This is a genomic window from Kluyvera sichuanensis, assembly GCF_040930405.1.
In the GTDB taxonomy this organism is placed as follows: Bacteria; Pseudomonadota; Gammaproteobacteria; order Enterobacterales; family Enterobacteriaceae; genus Kluyvera; species Kluyvera sichuanensis.
This window is the reverse complement of the sequence record NZ_CP162271.1, coordinates 2,774,969-2,796,484: the sequence shown is the minus strand read 5'-3', so window position 1 is coordinate 2,796,484 and position 21,516 is coordinate 2,774,969. Positions and strand designations below refer to the sequence as shown.

Genomic DNA, 21,516 nt, shown 5'->3' with positions numbered 1-21,516 from the left:
GAAGGATCGCCCATGTGATGATCGTCACGTTATGCGCTAATACATCAAGATTAACTATAATAACATAATGAAAAATATCATTTTACTGAGCGTGGTCGGCATGCGATTATTCAGAGTACTCTGGGTTTTCCCTGGGTAATTCCGTACTTCTTCACAACTCTATCCACAGAAAAAGTGAATAAAATCGCTGACCCGAGCGGTTCTCTGTTTATAACTCTGATGATTACTGTGAGTTATTCAAATGTTATTCGTTGGTAGAGGCGTAATAGAGTGGTTTACCGTTTCCAGCGAGTGTGAAACAATCGTTCACATTGAAGCTTATTTTGAGGTAGTCCGGTGATTGATGACGATGGCTACCGCCCGAACGTTGGTATTGTAATTTGCAATCGTCAGGGTCAGGTAATGTGGGCCCGACGCTATGGTCAGCACTCCTGGCAATTTCCCCAAGGGGGCATAAACCCCGGTGAGACAGCAGAACAGGCGATGTATCGGGAATTGTTCGAAGAAGTTGGATTAAGCCGCAAGGATGTGCGGATCCTCGCTTCGACCCGAAACTGGTTGCGTTACAAGTTGCCAAAACGTTTGGTGCGTTGGGACACTAAGCCGGTGTGTATCGGCCAGAAACAAAAGTGGTTTCTCTTGCAGTTGATCGGCAATGACGCGGATATCAATATGCAGACCAGCAGCACGCCGGAGTTCGATGGCTGGCGCTGGGTGAGTTACTGGTATCCGGTGCGTCAGGTCGTCTCGTTTAAACGCGACGTCTACCGCCGGGTAATGAAAGAGTTCGCCAGTGTAGTGATGGCGCTTGCGGAGAGCGCGCCAAAGCCACAAAGCGCGCCTGCTTATCGACGCAAAAGAGGTTAAGCCACGCACATTATGCTCACGCGCCTACGCGAAATTGTTGAGAAGGTCGCGAGTGCGCCTCGTCTGAACGAGGCGCTGGATATTCTGGTTACCGATGTCTGCCAGGCGATGGAGACAGAGGTTTGCTCGGTCTATCTCGCCGACAACGATCGACGCTGCTTTTACCTGATGGCGACCCGCGGGCTGAAGAAGCCACGCGGTCGTACCATCACGCTCGCCTTTGATGAAGGCATCGTTGGCCTGGTTGGCCGACTGGCTGAACCCATCAACCTTGCCGACGCGCAAAAACACCCCAGCTACAAATACATCCCCTCTGTAAAAGAAGAGCGCTTCCGCGCTTTTCTCGGCGTGCCGATTATTCAGCGCCGCCAGCTGCTAGGCGTGCTGGTGGTGCAGCAGCGCGAGCTGCGTCAGTTCGACGAAAGCGAAGAGTCATTCCTGGTGACGCTCGCTACCCAGATGGCGGCGATCCTCTCTCAATCTCAGCTGACGGCGCTGTTTGGTCAGTACCGCCAGACGCGCATCCGCGCGCTGCCCGCTTCGCCGGGCGTGGCGATTGCCGAAGGCTGGATGGACGCCACCCTGCCGCTGATGGAGCAGGTTTACGAAGCCTCATCGCTGGATACCGCGCTTGAGCGCGAGCGCTTAACTGCGGCGCTTGAAGAGGCGGCGAATGAGTTTCGTCGCTACAGCAAACGCTATGCCGCCGGGGCGCAAAAAGAGACGGCAGCGATTTTCGACCTCTATTCACACCTGCTTTCTGACGCCAGCCTGCGCCGCGAACTGTTCGCGGAAGTCGATAAAGGCTCGGTCGCCGAATGGGCGGTGAAAAAAATTATCGAGAAGTTCGCCGAACAGTTTGCCGCCCTGAGCGACGGCTATCTGAAAGAACGGGCGGGCGATCTGCGTACGCTCGGGCAGCGTCTGCTGTTCCACCTCGATGACACCACGCAGGGCGCAAACGGCTGGCCCGCGCGGTTTGTGCTGGTGGCTGACGAACTTTCTGCCGCGACGCTTGCGGAAGTGCCGCAGGATCGTTTAGCGGGCGTGGTCGTTCGCGACGGTGCGGCCAACTCCCACGCGGCAATCATGGTACGCGCGCTGGGCATTCCAACGGTGATGGGGGCAGACATTCAGCCGGCGATCCTTCATGGGCGCACGCTGGTGGTGGATGGCTATCGCGGCGAACTGCTGGTCGATCCCGAACCGATCCTGGTGCAGGAATACCAGCGCCTTATTAGCGAAGAGAACGAACTTAGCCGCCTGGCGGAAGGGGACGTTGAACGGCCGGCAGAGCTGAAAAGCGGCGAGCGCGTGAAGGTGATGCTCAATGCTGGCCTTAGCCCGGAACATGAGCAGAAGCTGGGGCGTCGCATCGACGGCATTGGCCTCTATCGCACCGAAATTCCGTTTATGCTGCAAAGCGGCTTCCCGTCGGAGGAAGAGCAGGTGGCGCAGTATCAGGGCATGTTGCAGATGTTCAACGACAAGCCGGTGACGCTGCGTACGCTTGACGTTGGCGCGGATAAACAGCTGCCGTACATGCCGATCAGCGAAGAGAACCCATGCCTTGGCTGGCGTGGGATCCGCATCACGCTCGATCAGCCAGAGATCTTCCTGATCCAGGTTCGTGCGATGCTGCGCGCCAATGCGGCAACCGGCAATCTAAGCATTCTGCTGCCGATGATCACCAATCTTGAAGAAGTGGACGAAGCCCGCCGCCTGATCGACCGTGCCGGACGCGAAGTGGAAGAGATGATCGGCTATGCGATCCCCAAACCGCGTATCGGGATCATGCTGGAAGTGCCGTCGATGATCTTTATGCTGCCGAATCTGGCAAACCGCGTCGATTTCATCTCGGTGGGCACCAACGACCTGACTCAGTACGTGCTGGCGGTTGACCGCAACAACACGCGCGTTGCCAGCATGTATGACAGCCTGCACCCTGGCATGATTCGGGTGCTGTCGATGATTGTCCAGGAAGCGGAGCGCTACGGCATTGATTTACGCCTGTGCGGCGAAATGGCGGGCGACCCAATGTGCGTCACCATTCTGGTGGGCCTCGGCTTCCGTCATCTGTCGATGAACGGCCGCTCGGTGCCGCGCGTGAAGTATCTGCTGCGCAATATCGATCTCGAAGATGCCGAAACTCTGGCGCGCCGCAGTCTTGAGGCGCAGATGGCGACTGAAGTGCGCCATCAGGTGGCGGCCTTTATGGAACGTCGCGGCCTTGGCGGCCTGATTCGCGGCGGCCTGTAGGCCTTCTTCCTGGTAGCCCGGCCGAGCGTATGCGACGCCGGGATTGGCACCATGCTGCCCCGGGGTCGGCTTAACGCCTCGCCCGGGCTACGCCAGCTTATACATATCTTTTACATCTTCTCCGCATCATCTCTCATCTCCCCTGTGCTATCATTCGCTCCTTTGGAGCGCCTGAAGCTTCCGGCGCGCGTCTCTACCGCTGTCCACTTTCGGCGGAATAACAAGCATTTGTGGTGACAGATGAATAGTGGTTATCTGCGTTTCCCGGACTTTGATCCGGTAATTTTCTCCATCGGACCGGTTTCCCTGCATTGGTACGGCATGATGTACCTTGTGGGCTTTATCTTTGCTATGTGGCTGGCGACGCGTCGCGCGAACCGCCCAAACAGCGGCTGGACCAAAAACGAAGTGGAAAACCTGCTGTATGCGGGCTTCCTCGGGGTATTCCTCGGCGGGCGCATCGGCTACGTGATGTTCTACAACTTCGACTCCTTCCTGCAGGATCCGCTCTATCTGTTCCGCGTCTGGGACGGTGGGATGTCCTTCCACGGTGGCCTGATTGGCGTGATCGTGGTGATGATTATCTTCGCCAAACGCACCAAGCGTACCTTCTTCCAGGTCTCTGACTTCATCGCGCCGCTGATCCCGTTCGGTCTGGGCTGCGGTCGTCTGGGGAACTTTATCAACGGCGAACTGTGGGGCCGCGTCGACCCGAGCTTCCACTACACCATGTTGTTCCCAGGTTCCCGTGCGGAAGACCTGGCGCTGCTGCCGTCTCACCCGGAATGGCAAACGCTGTTTGATACCTACGGCTCGCTGCCGCGCCATGCGTCCCAGCTGTATGAACTGGCGCTGGAAGGCGTGGTGCTGTTCCTGATCCTGAACTTCTTTATCCGTAAACCACGCCCGGCGGGCTCGGTCTCCGGTCTGTTCCTGATTGGCTACGGTCTGTTCCGCATTATCTCTGAATTCTTCCGCCAGCCGGACGCGCAGTTCACCGGCGAGTGGGTGCAGTACATCAGCATGGGGCAGATTCTTTCGATTCCGATGGTGCTTGCGGGTATCATTATGATGGTCTGGGCGTTTCGCCGTCCGCAGCAACAGATCTCCTGAGGAAGCATGAAACAGTATCTTGAACTGATGCAGAAGGTGCTCGATGAGGGCACCCAGAAAAACGACCGTACCGGTACCGGCACCGTCTCCATTTTCGGCCACCAGATGCGCTTTAACCTGCAAGAAGGTTTCCCACTGGTGACGACCAAGCGCTGCCATTTGCGCTCCATTATCCACGAACTGCTGTGGTTCCTGCAGGGCGACACCAACGTTGCCTATCTGCACGAAAACAACGTCAGCATCTGGGATGAATGGGCCGATGAGAACGGCAACCTGGGCCCGGTTTACGGCAAACAGTGGCGCGCCTGGCCTACGCCTGACGGCCGCCATATTGACCAGATCACCACCGTGATGAACCAACTGAAAAACGATCCGGACTCGCGCCGTATTATCGTTTCCGCGTGGAACGTCGGTGAACTGGACAAGATGGCGCTGGCGCCGTGCCATGCGTTCTTCCAGTTCTACGTGGCTGACGGCAAGCTCTCTTGCCAGCTCTATCAGCGCTCCTGCGACGTGTTCCTCGGCCTGCCGTTCAACATCGCCAGCTATGCGCTGCTGGTGCATATGATGGCGCAGCAGTGCGACCTGGAAGTGGGTGACTTTGTCTGGACCGGCGGGGATACCCACCTGTACAGCAACCACATGGAACAGACCGCCCTGCAACTGACCCGCGAACCGCGCGCGCTGCCAAAGCTGGTGATTAAACGTAAGCCGGAGTCTATCTTCGACTACCGCTTTGATGACTTCGAAATCGAAGGCTACGACCCGCACCCGGGTATCAAAGCGCCAGTGGCGATTTAATCGCGCCCCAATAAAAAACGGCGCACTCTGCGCCGTTTTTTTTTACGTTAACGTGACGGATTAGGCTGTTGTTAACGCTTCACGTCGCGGCGGACGCACCAGCGCAACCAGTGCCACAATCCCCACCACCGCCAGCACACTCGCCAGAATAAAGGCCGAATGATACCCCCCGCCGTACTGAATCAGCAGACCGGTAATCGCCGGAGACATAATCCCCGCCAGGTTTGCCAGTAAGTGCACGAAGCCACCTGTAGTGCCAATGCGGTCGGCTGGAACAATATCCTGCAGCAGAGACCAACAGGCCTGCGGTGTCATATAGGCGAAAACAGTGGCAACGGTAATGCAGGCCACCGCGCTAAACAGACTCTGGGTATATGCGGTGGCCAGCACGGCAACCGCAGCCACGGCCAGCCCGATAAAAATCACCAGCTTACGAGAGAGCAGGAAATTCCCGCTCTTACGATACAGCGCATCGCAGACCATCCCGCCGCCGAGGAAGCCAAGCGTCGCGCCGAGCCACGGCAGAATACCGATGATGCTCATGCTCTTAATATCAAGATGCTGGAAGTCGGTCAGGTAGCTCGGCAGCCAGGAGAGGAAAAAGTACTGAATGTAGTTAAAGCAGAAGAACGCCGCCGCCACACCCAGTACCGCAGGCGAGAGGATATAATGCCAGAAGGTGTGTTCCGACTGTACGTTGGTTCCAGTTACCACGGTGGTAGCAGGACGCTGACTGCTAATAAGCAGCGCCTCTTCCGGGCTGACTGAAGGGTGCATTTCAGGCTTATCGCGGAACAGCCACAGCCAGGCGCAAACCCACAGAATACCCATCAGGGCGATGACCACAAACGCCACCCGCCAGCCAAATGCTAACCCGACTAATCCAACTACCGGTGCAGCAATGGCGGCTCCCAGCGGTTGTCCGGCATTAGTGAAACCAACTGCCCGGCCAATTTCTTTACGTGGGAACCAGTTAGAAATCGATTTATTGGTGGTGGTGCCCATTGGCCCTTCGCCAATACCGAACAGCACACGGGCAATCAGCAGCTGCCAGAAACCAGTGACCAGCGCAGTGATACCGCAGAAAATAGACCAGATGGTGGCCGCCCAGGCGTAAACCTTACGCGGACCAAATTTATCAGCCCCCCAGCCGCCGATAAAGCAGAACAGGCAGTAGCCGACGAAGAAGCAGCTGAATAAAAAACCAAGCTGTGCATCGTTAATATGCAGGTCTGCTTTGACCAGCGGCGCCATGACCGACAGTGCGGCCCGGTCCATATAGTTCAGCATACCGGCAAAGAACAGCAGCAGGGCGACAATCACGCGATAGCGATTTTTAAACATGATGTTCTCCTTTCGCGGTGGAGCAAACGGCGAAGCCAATACGGTAATCTTTCAGCACCTGGGCATCCGGCGTAAAACCAATACCCGGCGCATCCGGCAGCACCATCTCAGGCTGGAAATTCAGGAAGGGATGAAGCTGTGGCGTCCACTGTAACCAGGGCACCTCCAGACGGGTCGTTTCGGGCAGCAGCGCCACAAGCTGCGCGGCCGCCATCATGCCCGCGCCGTAGTAGAAGCAGTGTGGAATCACCGTTACCGGGTAGCGTTTCGCCTGTTCAAACACTCGCAGCATGGCGGTAATACCGCCCACTTTGGTGACGCTTGGCTGGATAATATCGACGGCGCCGGAAGCCATCAGATGATAAAGGTCGCCATCTCCGGCGGCGTTTTCCCCGGCAGAAAGCGGGATGCCCGCCGTGCGGACATACGTCAGCGCATCGGTATCTTCCGGCGGCCAGACAGGTTCTTCCAGCCATTTCAGGTTCAGCCCTGCCCATGATTCTGCCTGGCGGAAAGCCTCTTCGGCGCTCCACGGACAGTTCACATCAACCATGATCTCAGCCTGGTTTCCTACCGCTTCACGCGCGGCGGCAACCGCTTCACGAGTTGTTTCATGGAGCTTAATTTCGCGATAGCCCCGGGCGAAAACCTGAGAGACCTGACGGGCGACTGCCTCCGGTTTGTTGTCATAGCTCACCAGACTAGGGTAAAGCCCAATGTGGTTGCGGCTGCCGCCAAGTATCTGCCACAGCGGTTTTTGTTCCTGCTTGCCGAACAGATCCCACAGCGCAATATCGATAGCCGACAGCGCATAGCGCACGGGGCCAGTGCGTCCGAAACCGTGGAAGGCCTGCTCAGCTTCTTTCATTAGCGCTGCAATTCCCGTAATGGAATCAACGTGCCGGTTGATGAAGAAGGGGGCAACGGCGCTTTCCAGCGCGGTAAAGGTGACGGGGTTAATCAGATGGCCGAACGCTTCACCCCAGCCGCAGAGCCCCGTATCGCTATAGACGGCAACGAGCAGGGTTTCCATCTTCGTCACCCTTGATGAGGCCGCATTATAATCCTGTTGCTCCGGGCCATTCTTTTCCCTGCCGGAATCGAAAGGAATGGCGAGCCGGATGATTTCAATTTTTTCTATTTTCATTTTTATTCCGGGTGTTTTCGTAGAGGTAAGACTTAGCAAAATTATTATCACGTAAACGGCGTTAATGTGTTTTATGCAGATGCCAATAGATTTGCGTGAAATTTCGCCAAGAATTGGGCGATAGCTGGGATTTGTGTGCGAGTTATCACAGCTTTTGCATTAAGCAGATTGACCATTCGCGGCATGTATGGATAAGCGAAAGGAACGTATTTTGCGTATCAGTCGCCGTTTTGCGCGGCGATATCCATTTTTCGAGGGGCATGTTAGTAAGCGTGAAAATTCCGCTGAAGGAGGCTCGTAAAATCCAAATATCGCTCTCGTGACCTGATTTCCCGCGCGGCATACTGCCCGCCATGAACAGAGAACGGGGCTATACCCTCATTGAAACCCTGGTAGCACTGACGCTGGTACTTATCCTCAGCGCAACGGGCCTGTACGGCTGGCACCGCTGGCAGCAGTCGCAGCGGCTATGGCAAACCGCCAGCGAACTGCGCGGCTACCTGATGGCGATGCGCAGCGATGCCAACTGGCATAACCGCGATCGTCTCTTCCGACTACACCGCCACGAAAGCGGCTGGTGCGTGGTGGCCGATGAGGCGGTTCTGGCAGGCTGCCCAACGGGTAATCCCGCCGTATTTCGCCCGATGTGGGAGGAGGTGAGCGTCAGCCATATCACGCCTAACCTGGCCTTTTTTGGCCTGCGGAATACCGCATGGGCGGGCAACGTAACGCTGGTTAGCGACGTGGGTCGCTGGACGGTAGTTATCTCAAACGGGGGGCGAGTGCGGCTATGCGAAGGGGGAACATGCTGATGCGCGGGTTTTCGCTACTGGAAGTGCTCATTGCGATGGCGATTAGCAGCGTGTTGCTGCTGGGGGCTTCTCGCTTCCAGCCCGCGCTGCAGCGGGGAATATTCCTGCAAATACGCCAGCAAACGCTGGAGGATGATCTCTGGCAGAGCGTCTATACGGTGGCAAAGCATCTTCAACGTGCGGGTTACTGTGGTGGCGAAAGCTGCCAGGGAGAAGCGCTGCACATCGCGGAGCAGGGGCAGTGTGTTATCGCCCGCTGGGATGGCAACAGCAACGGTATCTGGGAAACGTCGCCGACGGAGAACGCCGATAGCATTGGCTTTCGCCTGAATTCCGGCGTGCTGGAGACGCTGCGTGGGGTGAAAGCCTGTAGCGGCAGCGGCTGGGATAAGATGACCGACCCGGCGACGGCGACCGTTACAGCTTTTCAGGTATCGCGTCAGACCATCAGCGGGTTTCCGCCGGAACTGTTGATTAGCTTATCGGCCACGGCGACGGGCGGAGTTGCCGCCAGCGCGCAGTATGGGGTGACGGGGTACAACCTGTGAATCGCCAGCGCGGGGTGTCGTCGCTGGCGATGGTGCTGATGCTGCTGGTTACCGGCAGCCTGATGCTGCAAGGGCTGAACCAGGCACTGCGGCAGCAGACTGCGAGCGTCAGTGCAGAAAGTCGGGCGCTTCAGCGTACCGCGGAGGTACATACGGCGTTGCAGTGGGGAAAAGGCCAGAACTGGATGGCAGAGGCCGGAGCGCAATGCCTGGTGTATGGAGGCATAACGCGGGTTTGCCTGCGGCTCTTTGATGACGGCACGCTGCTTCTGGTGGCCAAAAACGAGGCGTTCATGCTCTGGCAATCGGGAAGTTGGGCGGCGGGAAATATTCGGTTTTCCGCGCATGGCTGGAGCGATTTTTGCCCGTTAAAGGAGGCGACGCGATGCCAGACACCCTGAAAATGCGAGGCTTTAGCTTGCCGGAAGTGGTGCTGGCGATGTTCCTGATGGTCAGCGTTGTCACGGCGCTCGGCGGTTATTATCGCGTGCTGGCAACCAGCAGCCTTGAGCTTAATCAGTACCGGCAGATGTGGCGCTATGCCTGGGGGCAAACGCAGCAGCAGGCACTGGCACTGCCTGTGGGCTGGGCGAGTCAGCGGGGACAGACATCGTCACAACGTTGTGTCAGCATCAATGCTACTATTACCACCCCAATGGGTAAGCAGGGGCGCATGTCCCGCCTGCATTGCCCGGTCAGTCAGTAGTCAGGAGCGAATATGTTAAGGGTCTACCACTCCAACCGTCTGGACGTGCTGGAAGCATTGATGGAGTTCATCGTTGAGCAGGACCGCCTGGCGGACCCTTTCGAGCCTGAAATGATCCTCGTACAAAGTACCGGGATGGCGCAGTGGCTGCAGATGACGCTGTCCCAGCGCTTTGGCATTGCCGCGAATATCGACTTCCCGCTGCCCGCGAGCTTTATCTGGGACATGTTCACCCGCGTGCTGCCCGAAATCCCCGGCGAGAGCGCCTTTAACAAACAGAGCATGAGCTGGAAGCTGATGACCCTGCTGCCGGGCATGCTGGATGATGAAGCCTTTACGCCGCTGCGCCACTATCTGACTGACGATGCCGACAAGCGCAAGCTGTTCCAGCTAGCCTCCCGCGTCGCTGACCTCTATGACCAGTATCTGGTTTACCGCCCTCAATGGCTGACGGAGTGGGAAGCGGGAAGGTTAGTCGACGGCGTGGGCGAGGCGCAGGTGTGGCAAGCACCGCTGTGGAAAGCGTTGGTTGAGCACACCGCCGCCCTGGACCAGCCGCTGTGGCATCGTGCCAACCTCTATCAGCGTTTTATCGACACCCTGGAAAAAAGCAACGAGCCGCCCGCAGGCCTGCCGGCGCGCGTCTTTATCTGTGGTATCTCCGCGTTGCCGCCAGTTTACCTGCACGCGCTACAGGCGCTGGGCAAACACGTCGATATCTACGTGCTGTTCACCAACCCGTGCCGCTACTACTGGGGCGATATTAAAGACCCGGCGTTTCTGGCCCGCTTGATGGCGCGCCAGCGTCGCCACTACCGTGAACAGCGTGAACTACCCCTGTTCCAGGATGCCAGCCACGCGCCGGGGCTGTTTAACGACGACGGTGAGCAAGACGTCGGCAACCCGATGCTAGCCTCCTGGGGCAAGTTGGGGCGCGACTATATCTACCTGCTGGCGGGGCTTGAGCGCTATCAGGAACTGGATGCGTTTGTCGATATCGAACCCGACAACCTATTACACAACCTCCAGTACGACGTACTGGAGCTGAAAAACTCCGCCGTTGCCGGGCGCACCGCCGAAGAGTTTGCCCACAGCGGCAACAAGCGCTCGCTGGCGCGAGATGACCGCAGCCTCACCGTCCACGTTTGCCACAGCCCGCAGCGTGAAGTTGAAGTGTTGCACGACCGCCTGTTGGCGATGCTGGAGGCCGACCCGACGCTGACGCCGCGCGACATTATCGTCATGGTGGCGGATATCGACAGCTACAGTCCGTTCATTCAGGCCGTGTTTGGCAGCGCCACCGGTGAACGCTATCTGCCGTACGCTATTTCGGACCGTCGCGCCCGTCAGGCTCACCCGGCGATGCAGGCGTTTATCACTCTGTTGTCACTCCCTGATAGCCGCAATACCTGCGAAGACGTGCTGGCGCTGCTGGATGTGCCTGTACTGGCGGCGCGGTTCAACATTGATGAGGCGGGCCTGCTTCATCTGCGTCAGTGGGTTAGCGAATCCGGCGTACGCTGGGGTATGGACGACGATAACGTCCGCGAAATGGACCTGCCGGCTACCGGGCAGCATACCTGGCGCTTTGGCCTCACGCGTATGCTGCTGGGCTACGCGATGGAAAGCGAGCAGGGCGAATGGCAGGAGGTGCTGCCGTATGACGAGTCCAGCGGCCTGATTGCCGAACTGGTGGGGCATCTGGCCTCGCTGCTGATGCAGCTTAATCGTTGGCGGCAGGTGCTAACGCAGGCGCGTTCGCTGGAGGAATGGCTGCCGGTATGCCGTGAGATGCTGAACGACTTCTTCCTGCCGGATCAGGACACCGAAGCCGCTCTGGCGCTGATTGAGCAGCAGTGGCAGGCGATTATCGCCCAGGGCGTGCAGTCGCAGTACGCCGGTGAGGTGCCGCTGACGCTGCTGCGTGACGAACTGGCGCAGCGCCTCGATCAGGAACGCATCAGCCAGCGCTTCCTGGCTGGCCCAATTAACATTTGTACCCTGATGCCAATGCGCTCCATCCCGTTCAAAGTGGTGTGCCTGCTGGGCATGAACGACGGTATTTACCCACGCGCATTGGCGCCGCTCGGCTTTGACCTGATGAGCCAGAAACCGGTACGCGGCGACCGAAGCCGTCGCGACGATGACCGCTATCTGTTCCTTGAAGCAATGATGTCGGCGGAGAAAGCGCTCTATATCAGCTATATCGGCCGTTCCATTCAGGATAACAGCGAACGCTACCCGTCGGTGCTGGTACAGGAACTGATGGACTATATCGGCCAGAGCCACTGCCTGGAGGGCGATGAAGCGCTCAACTGTGACGAAAGCGAGCAGCGCGTGAAGCGTCACGTGATGCATCTGCACCCGCGCATGCCGTTTGATGCCGACAACTACAAAGCCGGTGAGCAGCAAAGCTATGCCCAGGAGTGGCTGGCGGCGGCAAGCCAGCAGGGCGAAGCGCATTCCGACTTTATCCAGCCGCTGGAACCACTCGCATTAACCACGCTGCCGCTCGAACAGCTTCAGCGCTTCTGGGCGCACCCGGTGCGCGCCTTTTTCCAGATGCGCCTGCAGGTTAATTTCCGTAACGAAGAGAGCGATATTCCCGATACCGAGCCCTTCACCCTGGAAGGGCTGACGCGCTACCAGCTCAACCAGCAGCTGCTGAATTCTCTGATAGATCAACAGGATGCCAGCCTGATGTACCGCCGCTATCGTGCCGCTGGTGAACTGCCCTACGGCCCGTTTGGCGAGATAGCCTGGGAGGCTCAGCATCAGGAGATGAGCGCGCTGGCGAGCCGGGTGATTGAGTATCGTCGTAGCGGGCAAAGCATGGAAATTGACCTCGACTGCGACGGGGTGAATATCACCGGCTGGCTGCCGCAGGTTCAGGAAAATGGCCTGCTGCGCTGGCGGCCTTCGCTGCTTAGCGTTTCACAGGGAATGCAACTTTGGCTGGAACACCTTGTCTACTGTGCTAGCGGTGGAGCAGGTGAAAGCCGTCTGCTGCTGCGCAAAGACGGGGAGTGGTGCTTCCCGCCGCTGGCGGCCGAGGAGGCCAAAGCCTATCTGTCACAGCTGGTTGCAGGTTATCGTGAGGGGATGTGTCAGCCGTTGCTGTTCCTGCCGGAGAGCGGCGGCGCATGGATAAAAGCCTGTTACGATGCCGAAAATGATGCCATCTTAGAAGACGAAGACTCGCTGCAGAAAGCGCGCAGCAAGTTTTTACAGGCTTACGAAGGCAATATGGTGGTGAGCGGCGAAGGGGCCGACGTCTGGTATCAGCGTTTATGGCGCACCCTGGAACCTGCGCAGTATGAAGCGATTATCGCGCAGACGACGCCGTATCTGCTGCCCGTATTTAGGTTTAACCAGTCATCCTGACTGTATAAAAATTGCGCAAGTTAATCGGTTCATTTACTATGCGCACAAGTCACGGACTGATGAGTGGCAGCAGACGAAGCGGTAAGCTGAGGCTGAAACTGCCCACAAGAGCATGCTGATTTTTGAAGTATCTGTTAATGGTGAGGTCCGTGAATGCCCCGCAGTATCTGGTTGAGTATTGTTGTTTTCGTCACCGCCTTTTGGGCGACCGTAGGTCAGGCAGAAACCGGATGGCAACCGATTCAGGAAACCATCCGCAAAAGCGAAAAAGACACCCGTCAGTATCAAGCGATTACGCTCGACAACAAGATGGTCGTCCTGCTGGTTTCCGATCCGCAGGCGGTGAAATCGCTGTCGGCGCTGGTGGTGCCCGTCGGCTCGCTGGAAGATCCTGACTCGCATCCGGGCCTTGCACATTTCCTCGAACACATGACGCTGATGGGCTCGAAAAACTACCCGCAGCCTGACAACCTCGCTGAATTCTTAAAAATGCACGGCGGCAGCCACAACGCCAGTACCGCGCCGTATCGCACCGCGTTCTATCTGGAAGTGGAAAACGATGCGCTGCAGGGGGCGGTAGACCGCCTGGCGGACGCCATTGCTGCACCACTGCTGGAAAAGAAATACGCCGACCGCGAGCGTAACGCTGTCAATGCTGAGTTGACTATGGCGCGTACTCGCGACGGTATGCGCATGGCGCAGGTGAGTGCTGAAACCATCAACCCGGCTCACCCCGGCGCGCGCTTCTCTGGCGGTAACCTCGAAACGCTGAGCGACAAGCCTGACAGCCCGGTGTATGAAGCGCTGCTGGCGTTTCGCAATAAGTACTACTCCGCGAACCTGATGAAGGCGGTCATTTACAGCAACAAACCGCTGCCTGAGCTGGCGCAGATTGCGGCGCAAACCTACGGCCGTGTGCCGAACAAATCTATCGAACGCCCGGAAATCACCGTCCCGGTGGTCACCGATGCGCAGAAAGGCATTATCATTCACTACGTGCCAGCGCTGCCGCGTAAAGTGCTGCGCGTGGAATTTCGCATCGATAACAACTCCGCGCAGTTCCGCAGCAAAACCGACGAGCTGATCACCTATCTTATCGGCAACCGCACGCCGGGCACCTTGTCCGACTGGCTGCAAAAGCAGGGGCTGGTAGAGGGCATTCGCGCAGACTCCGATCCGGTGGTGAACGGCAACAGCGGTGTGCTGGCGATTTCCGCCACCTTAACCGACAAAGGGCTAGCGCACCGCGATGAAGTGGTCGCCGCTATCTTTAGCTATCTTGATACGCTGCGCCAGAAAGGCATCGACAAAAGCGACTTTGACGAGCTGGCGCACGTGCTGAACCTCGATTTCCGCTACCCGTCCATCACCCGTGATATGGGCTATGTCGAATGGCTGGCCGACACCATGATTCGCGTGCCGGTCGCACATACCCTCGATGCGGTGAACATTGCCGACCAGTACGACCCGCAGGCAGTAAAAGACCGTCTGGCAATGATGACGCCACAGAACGCGCGCATCTGGTATATCAGCCCGAACGAACCGCATAACAAGACGGCCTACTTTGTTGAGGCGCCGTATCAGGTGGATAAAATCAGCGCGGACACCTTCGCCAAATGGCAGAAAGCTGCCAGCGGTATTACGCTCAATCTGCCGCAGCTCAACCCGTATATTCCTGACGACTTCACGCTGATTAAAAGCGAGAAAAAGTACACGCATCCGGAGCTGATTGTTGATGAGCAAAACCTGCGTCTGGTCTATATGCCGAGCCGCTATTTTGCCAGCGAACCGAAGGCTGATATCACGCTGATTCTGCGTAACCCGAAAGCGATGGACAGCGCCCGTAACCAGGTGATGTTTGCGCTGAATGACTACCTGGCCGGTATTGCACTCGATCAGTTGAGCAACCAGGCTGCCGTCGGCGGGATCAGCTTCTCAACCGGCGCTAATAACGGCTTGATGCTCAACGCTAACGGCTACACCCAGCGTCTGCCGCAGCTGTTTGACGCCCTGCTGCAGGGCTATTTCAGCTACACGCCAACCGAAGAGCAACTGGAACAGGCGAAATCCTGGTACCTGCAGATGATGGACTCTGCCGATAAAGGCAAAGCCTACGAACAAGCGATTATGCCGGTGCAGATGGTGTCGCAGGTGCCTTATTTCCAGCGCGAAGACCGCAAAGCGCTGCTGCCGTCAATTACGCTCAAAGAGGTGATGGACTACCGCGATCGGCTGAAAGCCGGGGCGCGTCCAGAATTTATGGTGATTGGCAACCTGAGCGCTGACCAGTCCACGACCCTTGCGCGCAGCATCCAGACCCAGCTTGGCGCTAACGGCAGCGAATGGTGTCGCAACAAAGATGTGCTGGTCGATAAACAGCAAAACGTCATCTTTGAGAAAGCCGGTGCCAGCACCGACTCGGCGCTGGCCGCGGTGTTTGTGCCACCAAACGTTGATGAATTCTCAAGCTCGGCGGCGAGCGCCATGCTGGCGCAAATCGTCCAGCCGTGGTTCTACACGCAGCTGCGCACCGAAGAACAGTTAGGCTACGCCGTCTTTGCCTTCTCGATGAACGTCGGCCGCCAGTGGGGGATGGGGTTCCTGCTGCAAAGTAACGACAAGCAGCCGTCGTTCCTGTGGCAGCGCTTCAAAGCCTTCTTCCCGACCGCCGAGCAGAAACTGCGCGCGATGAAACCGGAAGAGTTTGCTCAGATCCAGCAGTCGGTGGTGGCAGACATGCTGCAGGCACCGCAAACCCTGAGCGATGAAGCCTCGCAGCTGAGCAAAGATTTCGATCGCGGTAATATGGCCTTTGATTCACGTGCTAAAGTAGTGGCCCAGATTAAGCTGTTAACGCCGCAAAAACTGGCCGACTTTTTCCACCAGACCGTGGTTGCTCCACAGGGCATGACGGTGCTGTCGCAGGTCTCCGGTAGCCAGAATGGTAAAACCGACTACGCGCACCCTGAAGGCTGGAAAGTGTGGCAGAGCATTACTGAGTTGCAGCAAACCTTACCCTTACGACGAGAAGACGAATGACCGAAACCGCCGAGTCCCTTGATCCCCTGCGCTTACCCCTTATCGGCGAGCGCCTGATTGAAGCCTCTGCGGGCACCGGAAAAACCTTCACCATTGCCGCACTCTACCTGCGGCTTTTGCTGGGGCTGGGCGGCGAAGCCGCCTTTCCTCGGCCCGTCAACGTCGAAGAACTGCTGGTGGTGACCTTCACCGAGGCTGCCACCGAAGAGCTGCGCGGGCGTATTCGTAGCAATATCCACGAGCTGCGCGTTGCCTGTCTGCGTAACGCTACCGATAATCCACTCTATGCCAGCCTGCTGGCGGAAATTGACGACCTCCAGCAGGCGGCCAACGTTCTGCTGCTGGCGGAGCGCCAGATGGACGATGCCGCCGTCTTTACCATCCACGGCTTCTGTCAGCGCATGCTGAGCCTGAATGCCTTTGAGTCCGGCATGCTGTTTGAGCAGCAGCTGATTGAAGACGAATCCCAGCTCCGCTACCAGGCCTGCGCCGACTTCTGGCGACGCCACTGTTACCCGCTCAATCGCGAAATTGCACAGGTGATTGTCGAGTCGTGGAAAGGGCCGCAGGACTTGCTTAAATCTATCGACCGCTATCTGCAGGGTGAAGCGCCAGAGCTTAAAATACCGCTCGGCGACGCCGAAACGCTAGCGTCACGTCACCAGAAGATCCTCGCGCACATCGCCGAGATCAAACGTCACTGGCTGGCGAGCGTGGGCGAGCTGGATGCGCTGCTGGAAAATTCCGGCATCGACCGGCGCAAGTTCAACCGCGGCAATCAGGGTAAGTGGATCGACAAGATCAGCACCTGGGCGCAGGAAGAGAGCAAAAACTACCAGTTGCCCGACGCACTGGAAAAATTCAGTCAGACGTTCCTCGCCGAGCGCACCAAAGCGGGCGGTGAAGTCCCTACTCATCCGCTGTTCAGCGCCATCGAGAATTTATTGTCTACGCCGCTGACGCTTAACGATCTGGTGATCGCCCAGGCGATGAAAGAGATCCGCGAAGCGGTTGCTCGCGAAAAACGTCGACGCGGCGAGCTGGGCTTTGACGATATGCTCAGCCGCCTTGATGAAGCGCTGGAGAGTGACAGTGGCGACGCGCTGGCTGCCGCCATTCGTCAGCGATTCCCGGTGGCGATGATCGATGAATTCCAGGACACCGACCCGCAGCAGTACCGCATCTTCCGCCGTATCTGGCGGCAGCAACCGGACACCGCACTACTGCTTATCGGTGACCCGAAGCAGGCGATTTACGCCTTCCGCGGCGCGGATATATTTACTTATATGCGCGCGCGCAGCGATGTAGCGGCTCACTATACCCTCGACACCAACTGGCGCTCCGCGCCGGGGATGGTCGAAAGCGTCAACCGCCTGTTTGGGCTGGTTGATAACCCCTTTATGTTTCGTGATATTCCGTTCCTGCCGGTAAAATCCGCACCCAAAAACGCCTCACTACGCTTCGAAGTTGACGGCGAAAACCAGCCGGCGATGAACCTATGGCTGATGCCCGGCGAAGGCATCAGCGCGGGGGATTATCAGAACTTTATGGCTCAGCAGTGCGCGGCGCAAATTCGCGACTGGCTGACCGGCGGCCAGCAGGGGAGCGCGCTGCTGTGGCGAGGCGATAACGCTCGCCCGGTACAGGCGTCGGATATCACCGTGCTGGTGCGTAACCGCCAGGAAGCGTCGCTAATCCGTGATGCCCTGAACGCGCTGTCGATCCCGTCGGTCTACCTCTCCAACCGCGACAGCGTGTTTGAAACCCCGGAAGCGCAGGAACTGCTGTGGGTACTTCAGGCGGTGCTGACGCCTGAACGGGAAAACACGCTGCGCAGCGCGCTGGCAACGGCGATGTTTGGCCTGAACGCACAGGATATTGAACGACTGAATCAGGACGAAAACGCCTGGGATGCGCTGGTGGAAGAGTTTAGCGACTACCGTCTTATCTGGCAGCGGCGCGGCGTGATGCCGATGATTCGCGCCCTGATGAGCGCGCGGTCAATGGCAGAAAACCTGCTGGCGACCCACGGCGGCGAGCGGCGCTTAACCGATATTCTGCACTTGAGCGAGCTGCTACAGGAAGCGGCCACCCAGCTTGAAAGCGAGCATGCGCTGGTGCGCTGGCTGAACCAGCAGGTTGCCGAACCGGACACCAATGCCTCCAGTCAGCAGATGCGTCTGGAGAGCGATAAACACCTGGTGCAGATAGTCACCATTCACAAGTCAAAAGGGCTGGAGTACCCGCTGGTCTGGCTGCCGTTTATCGCCCGTTTCCGCAAAGAGAAACAGGCGTTTTACCACGACCGCGAATCCTTCAAAGCGGTGCTGGATCTTAACGAAAGCGACGAGAGCCTGGAGCTAGCGGAGGCTGAGCGTCTGGCGGAAGACCTGCGCCTGCTGTATGTGGCCTTAACGCGCGCCATCTGGCATTGCAGTCTGGGTATCGCCCCGCTAACTGCCCGGCGCAGCGATAAACCGACCGACACGGAATTACACCACAGCGCGCCGGGAAGGCTGCTGCAAAAAGGCGAAGTGCTTGATGCCTCCGGGCTACACGCCTGCCTGCAGGCCGTGTGCGACGAACACATCTCCCTGACGCTGGCGACCGCGCCGGACGACGCTCGCTGGCAGGCGACCCAATCAGAGATGCCTGATCTGGCGGCGCGTCAGGTGCTATGCCGCGTGGTTGATGACTGGCGTGTTACCAGTTACTCCGGCTTACAGCAGCGCGGGCATAGCGTGGCGCAGGACCTGCTGCCGCGTATCGATATTGACGCCTCGGGCGCTGCCGAAGCGCAAAGCGAGCTGGCAATGACGCCGCATCACTTCCCGCGCGGCGCCTCACCGGGAACCTTCCTGCATAGCCTGTTTGAAGACCTCGACTTTACCCAGCCGGTGTCGCCGGAATGGATGCGTGAAAAGCTACAAAACAACGGCTTTGATGAAGCGTGGGAGCCGGTGCTGACCCGCTGGATAACCCAGGTGCTGGCTGCGCCGCTGGCGGATATCGGCATTGCGCTTAACCAGCTTAGCGAGCGGCAAAAACAGGTGGAGATGGAGTTTTATCTGCCCATCAGCCAAACGCTGGACGCGCGTGCGCTGGACGCGGTGACCCGCCGCTATGACCCGTTGTCGGCAGGTTGCCCGGAGCTGGATTTCCGCCAGGTGCGCGGCATGCTGAAGGGCTTTATCGACCTTGTGTTCCGCCACGATGGCCGCTACTACCTGCTGGATTACAAGTCCAACTGGCTTGGCGAAAACGGCGAAGCCTATACCCAAGAGGCGATGGCGCAAGCAATGCAGTCTCACCGCTATGACTTGCAGTATCAGCTCTACAGCCTGGCGCTGCACCGCTACCTGCGTCATCGCATGGCCGACTATGACTATGAGCGTCATTTCGGCGGCGTGATTTATCTGTTCCTGCGCGGCGTGGACGGCGAGGCGGGGCAGCAGGGAATCTTTACCACCCGGCCCGACCCGGCGCTGATAACGGCAATGGACGCGCTGTTTGCCGGAGAGGAGAGCAACGTATGACGCTCGAACAACGTTTACTGGAAGCCGCCGAGCAGAAGCTGCTGCGCCCGCTCGACGTGCAGTTTGCGCTGATGGTGGCAAAAGATGAGCATCCGGCGGTGATGCTCGCCGCTGCGATGCTGAGCCGCGACGCCGGGGAAGGGCACGTCTGTTTGCCGCTCTCCCATCTCAGCCCCTCTATGCAGCCGAAAGGTCGCGTCCGCGAACTCTGGCAGCAGCTGTTTGCCGAAGTGAACGTGCCGCAGGATTGGGAGACTCTATTGCTGAGCTCTGAGGCCGTTAGCGGTGGGGAACGGCCGTCGCCGCTGATCCTGAGCCGTGGCAGGCTTTATCTCAACCGCATGTGGCGCAACGAACTCACCGTGGCGCGCTTCTTTAGCGAAACCAACGCGCCGTTTGCCGTCGATGAAGCCCAGCTTGCGGCAACGCTCAACGCGCTGTTCCCGGTAAGCGATACGATCGACTGGCAAAAAGTGGCTGCTGCCGTGGCGTTGACGCGCCGTATCTCGGTTATCTCCGGCGGCCCCGGCACCGGGAAAACCACCACCGTTGCTAAACTGCTGGCGGCGCTGGTACAGATGGCGGGAACGGAGAAGTGTCGTATTCGCCTCGCCGCGCCAACCGGTAAAGCCGCGGCGCGCCTGACGGAATCGCTGGGCGCGGCGCTGCGAAAACTTGATTTAACCGACGCGCAAAAAGCGGTGCTGCCAACCGATGCCAGCACGCTGCACCGTCTGCTGGGCGCGCAGCCCGGTAGCCAGAAGATGCGCTACCACGCCGGAAACCCGCTGCATCTGGACGTGCTGGTGGTGGATGAAGCCTCAATGATTGACCTGCCGATGATGGCGCGGCTGATTGACGCGCTGCCGCCGCACGGGCGGGTCATCTTCCTCGGCGACCGCGACCAGCTGGCGTCGGTGGAGGCCGGAGCGGTGCTCGGCGATATCTGTAGCTGGGTGAACGCGGGCTATACGGTAGAGCGCGCCGCGCAGCTTAGCCGCCTGGTCGGGGCCACGGTTCCCGCCGGTGACGGCCAGATGGCAGGGGCGTTACGCGACAGTCTTTGCCTGCTGCGAACCAGCTATCGCTTTGGCAGCGACTCAGGTATTGGCCAGCTTGCCAGCGCGGTGAACCGGGGCGATAAGAAAGAGATCGATGCCGTGTTTGCCCGGCGCTTTAGCGATATTGAACTGAAACCGCAGCACTCGACTGACGACTACGCCGCAATGCTCGACGATGCGCGAGCGGGTTACGGCCACTATCTTCAACTGCTACGCGAGCAAGCCGCCCCTGAGGTCGTGCTGGCGGCGTTTGGCGAATACCAGTTGTTGTGCGCGCTGCGCGAAGGGCCGTGGGGCGTGAGCGGGCTTAACCAACAGTTTGAACAGCTGCTGACGCGCCACCGGCAGATAGTGCCGCAGCGTCATTCTCGCTGGTATGAAGGCCGTCCGGTGATGATTACGCGTAACGACAGCGCGCTGGGGCTGTTTAACGGTGATATTGGCGTGGCGCTGGATCGCGGTGACGGTATGCGCGTCTGGTTCCCGATGCCGGATGGCACCATTAAATCGGTGCAGCCAAGCCGCTTGCCGGAGCACGACACCGCCTGGGCGATGACGGTGCATAAATCGCAGGGTTCCGAGTTCACCCACGCCGCGCTGGTGCTGCCGACGCAGATTGTCCCGGTAGTGAGTCGTGAGCTGGTGTATACGGCGATTACCCGCGCGAAAGCGCGGCTGTCGATGTACGCCGATAAAAATCTGCTTATGCAGGCAATCGCCACGCGTACCGAACGGCGCAGCGGCCTGTCGGCGATTTTTGCAGAGATGGAATAGGGTCTTAAGATTTGCTCGGACTGCCCCCTCTCCCTTTTTAAGGGAGAGGGCTGGGGTGAGGGTTTAACGCCGAGCCCGCAATCCCCTCACCCTAACCCTCTCCCCAGAGGGGCGAGGGAACCGAT

General features: G+C 58.5%; 14 protein-coding genes. 12 read left to right on the top strand and 2 right to left on the bottom strand.

What is annotated here, in order from left to right:
* The first annotated feature begins 336 nt into the window (after window positions 1–336).
* The 4 genes from rppH to thyA all read left to right on the top strand — a co-directional run bounded on the left by rppH (window position 337) and on the right by thyA (window position 5,040).
* On the top strand, window positions 337–867 hold the full coding sequence (rppH, locus tag AB2B48_RS13545; RefSeq protein WP_035893962.1) for an RNA pyrophosphohydrolase: 531 nt from the start codon (window positions 337–339) through the stop codon (window positions 865–867).
* A gap of 12 nt (window positions 868–879) precedes the next feature.
* Window positions 880–3,126 (top strand): phosphoenolpyruvate--protein phosphotransferase, encoded by a 2,247-nt coding sequence (gene ptsP, locus AB2B48_RS13540; protein WP_185667949.1) that lies wholly within the window; start codon window positions 880–882, stop codon window positions 3,124–3,126.
* A gap of 240 nt (window positions 3,127–3,366) precedes the next feature.
* Window positions 3,367–4,239 carry a prolipoprotein diacylglyceryl transferase gene (gene lgt, locus AB2B48_RS13535; RefSeq protein ID WP_185667950.1) on the top strand — a complete coding sequence of 291 codons (873 nt, stop codon included), beginning with the start codon at window positions 3,367–3,369 and terminating at the stop codon, window positions 4,237–4,239.
* A 6-nt stretch (window positions 4,240–4,245) separates the two neighbouring features.
* Window positions 4,246–5,040: a thymidylate synthase gene (gene thyA, locus AB2B48_RS13530; RefSeq protein WP_123650647.1), complete on the top strand. Its 795-nt coding sequence runs from the start codon at window positions 4,246–4,248 to the stop codon at window positions 5,038–5,040.
* Between the two features lie 60 nt (window positions 5,041–5,100).
* Here the strand turns inward: thyA and AB2B48_RS13525 are convergent, their stop codons facing one another.
* Together AB2B48_RS13525 and AB2B48_RS13520 are read right to left on the bottom strand one after the other, a co-directional pair.
* Complete coding sequence (locus AB2B48_RS13525; RefSeq protein ID WP_368299398.1) at window positions 5,101–6,384, bottom strand: MFS transporter; 1,284 nt, start codon at window positions 6,382–6,384, stop codon at window positions 5,101–5,103.
* Complete coding sequence (locus AB2B48_RS13520; RefSeq protein WP_185667953.1) at window positions 6,377–7,531, bottom strand: mandelate racemase/muconate lactonizing enzyme family protein; 1,155 nt, start codon at window positions 7,529–7,531, stop codon at window positions 6,377–6,379. The genes AB2B48_RS13525 and AB2B48_RS13520 overlap by 8 nt, the downstream gene beginning before the upstream one ends.
* Window positions 7,532–7,884: 353 nt before the next feature.
* On the opposite strand from AB2B48_RS13520, the gene AB2B48_RS13515 reads away from it, so the two are divergent.
* The 8 genes from AB2B48_RS13515 (at window position 7,885) to recD (ending at window position 21,391) form a co-directional block, all read left to right on the top strand.
* Window positions 7,885–8,343: a prepilin peptidase-dependent protein gene (locus AB2B48_RS13515; RefSeq protein ID WP_368299396.1), complete on the top strand. Its 459-nt coding sequence runs from the start codon at window positions 7,885–7,887 to the stop codon at window positions 8,341–8,343.
* Entirely contained in the window at window positions 8,337–8,891 is a 555-nt protein-coding gene (locus AB2B48_RS13510) for a prepilin peptidase-dependent protein (RefSeq protein WP_368299395.1), read from the top strand. The genes AB2B48_RS13515 and AB2B48_RS13510 overlap by 7 nt, the downstream gene beginning before the upstream one ends.
* A complete protein-coding gene (locus AB2B48_RS13505) occupies window positions 8,888–9,292 on the top strand; it encodes a DUF2509 family protein (RefSeq protein WP_368299394.1) in 405 nt (134 codons plus the stop codon). Before AB2B48_RS13510 ends, AB2B48_RS13505 begins: the two co-directional genes overlap by 4 nt.
* Window positions 9,277–9,597, top strand: a complete 321-nt coding sequence (locus AB2B48_RS13500; protein WP_368299393.1) for a prepilin-type N-terminal cleavage/methylation domain-containing protein — start codon at window positions 9,277–9,279, stop codon at window positions 9,595–9,597. Before AB2B48_RS13505 ends, AB2B48_RS13500 begins: the two co-directional genes overlap by 16 nt.
* A 12-nt stretch (window positions 9,598–9,609) precedes the next feature.
* A complete protein-coding gene (gene recC / locus AB2B48_RS13495) occupies window positions 9,610–12,981 on the top strand; it encodes an exodeoxyribonuclease V subunit gamma (protein ID WP_368299392.1) in 3,372 nt (1,123 codons plus the stop codon).
* A 153-nt stretch (window positions 12,982–13,134) separates the two neighbouring features.
* The gene (ptrA, locus tag AB2B48_RS13490) at window positions 13,135–16,020 is read left to right on the top strand and encodes a pitrilysin (protein WP_368299391.1); all 2,886 of its coding nucleotides are present in this window, start codon (window positions 13,135–13,137) and stop codon (window positions 16,018–16,020) included.
* The gene (gene recB, locus AB2B48_RS13485; RefSeq protein ID WP_368299390.1) at window positions 16,017–19,556 is read left to right on the top strand and encodes an exodeoxyribonuclease V subunit beta; all 3,540 of its coding nucleotides are present in this window, start codon (window positions 16,017–16,019) and stop codon (window positions 19,554–19,556) included. The genes ptrA and recB overlap by 4 nt, the downstream gene beginning before the upstream one ends.
* On the top strand, window positions 19,553–21,391 hold the full coding sequence (recD, locus tag AB2B48_RS13480) for an exodeoxyribonuclease V subunit alpha (RefSeq protein WP_368299389.1): 1,839 nt from the start codon (window positions 19,553–19,555) through the stop codon (window positions 21,389–21,391). The genes recB and recD overlap by 4 nt, the downstream gene beginning before the upstream one ends.
* Window positions 21,392–21,516: the final 125 nt, after the last annotated feature.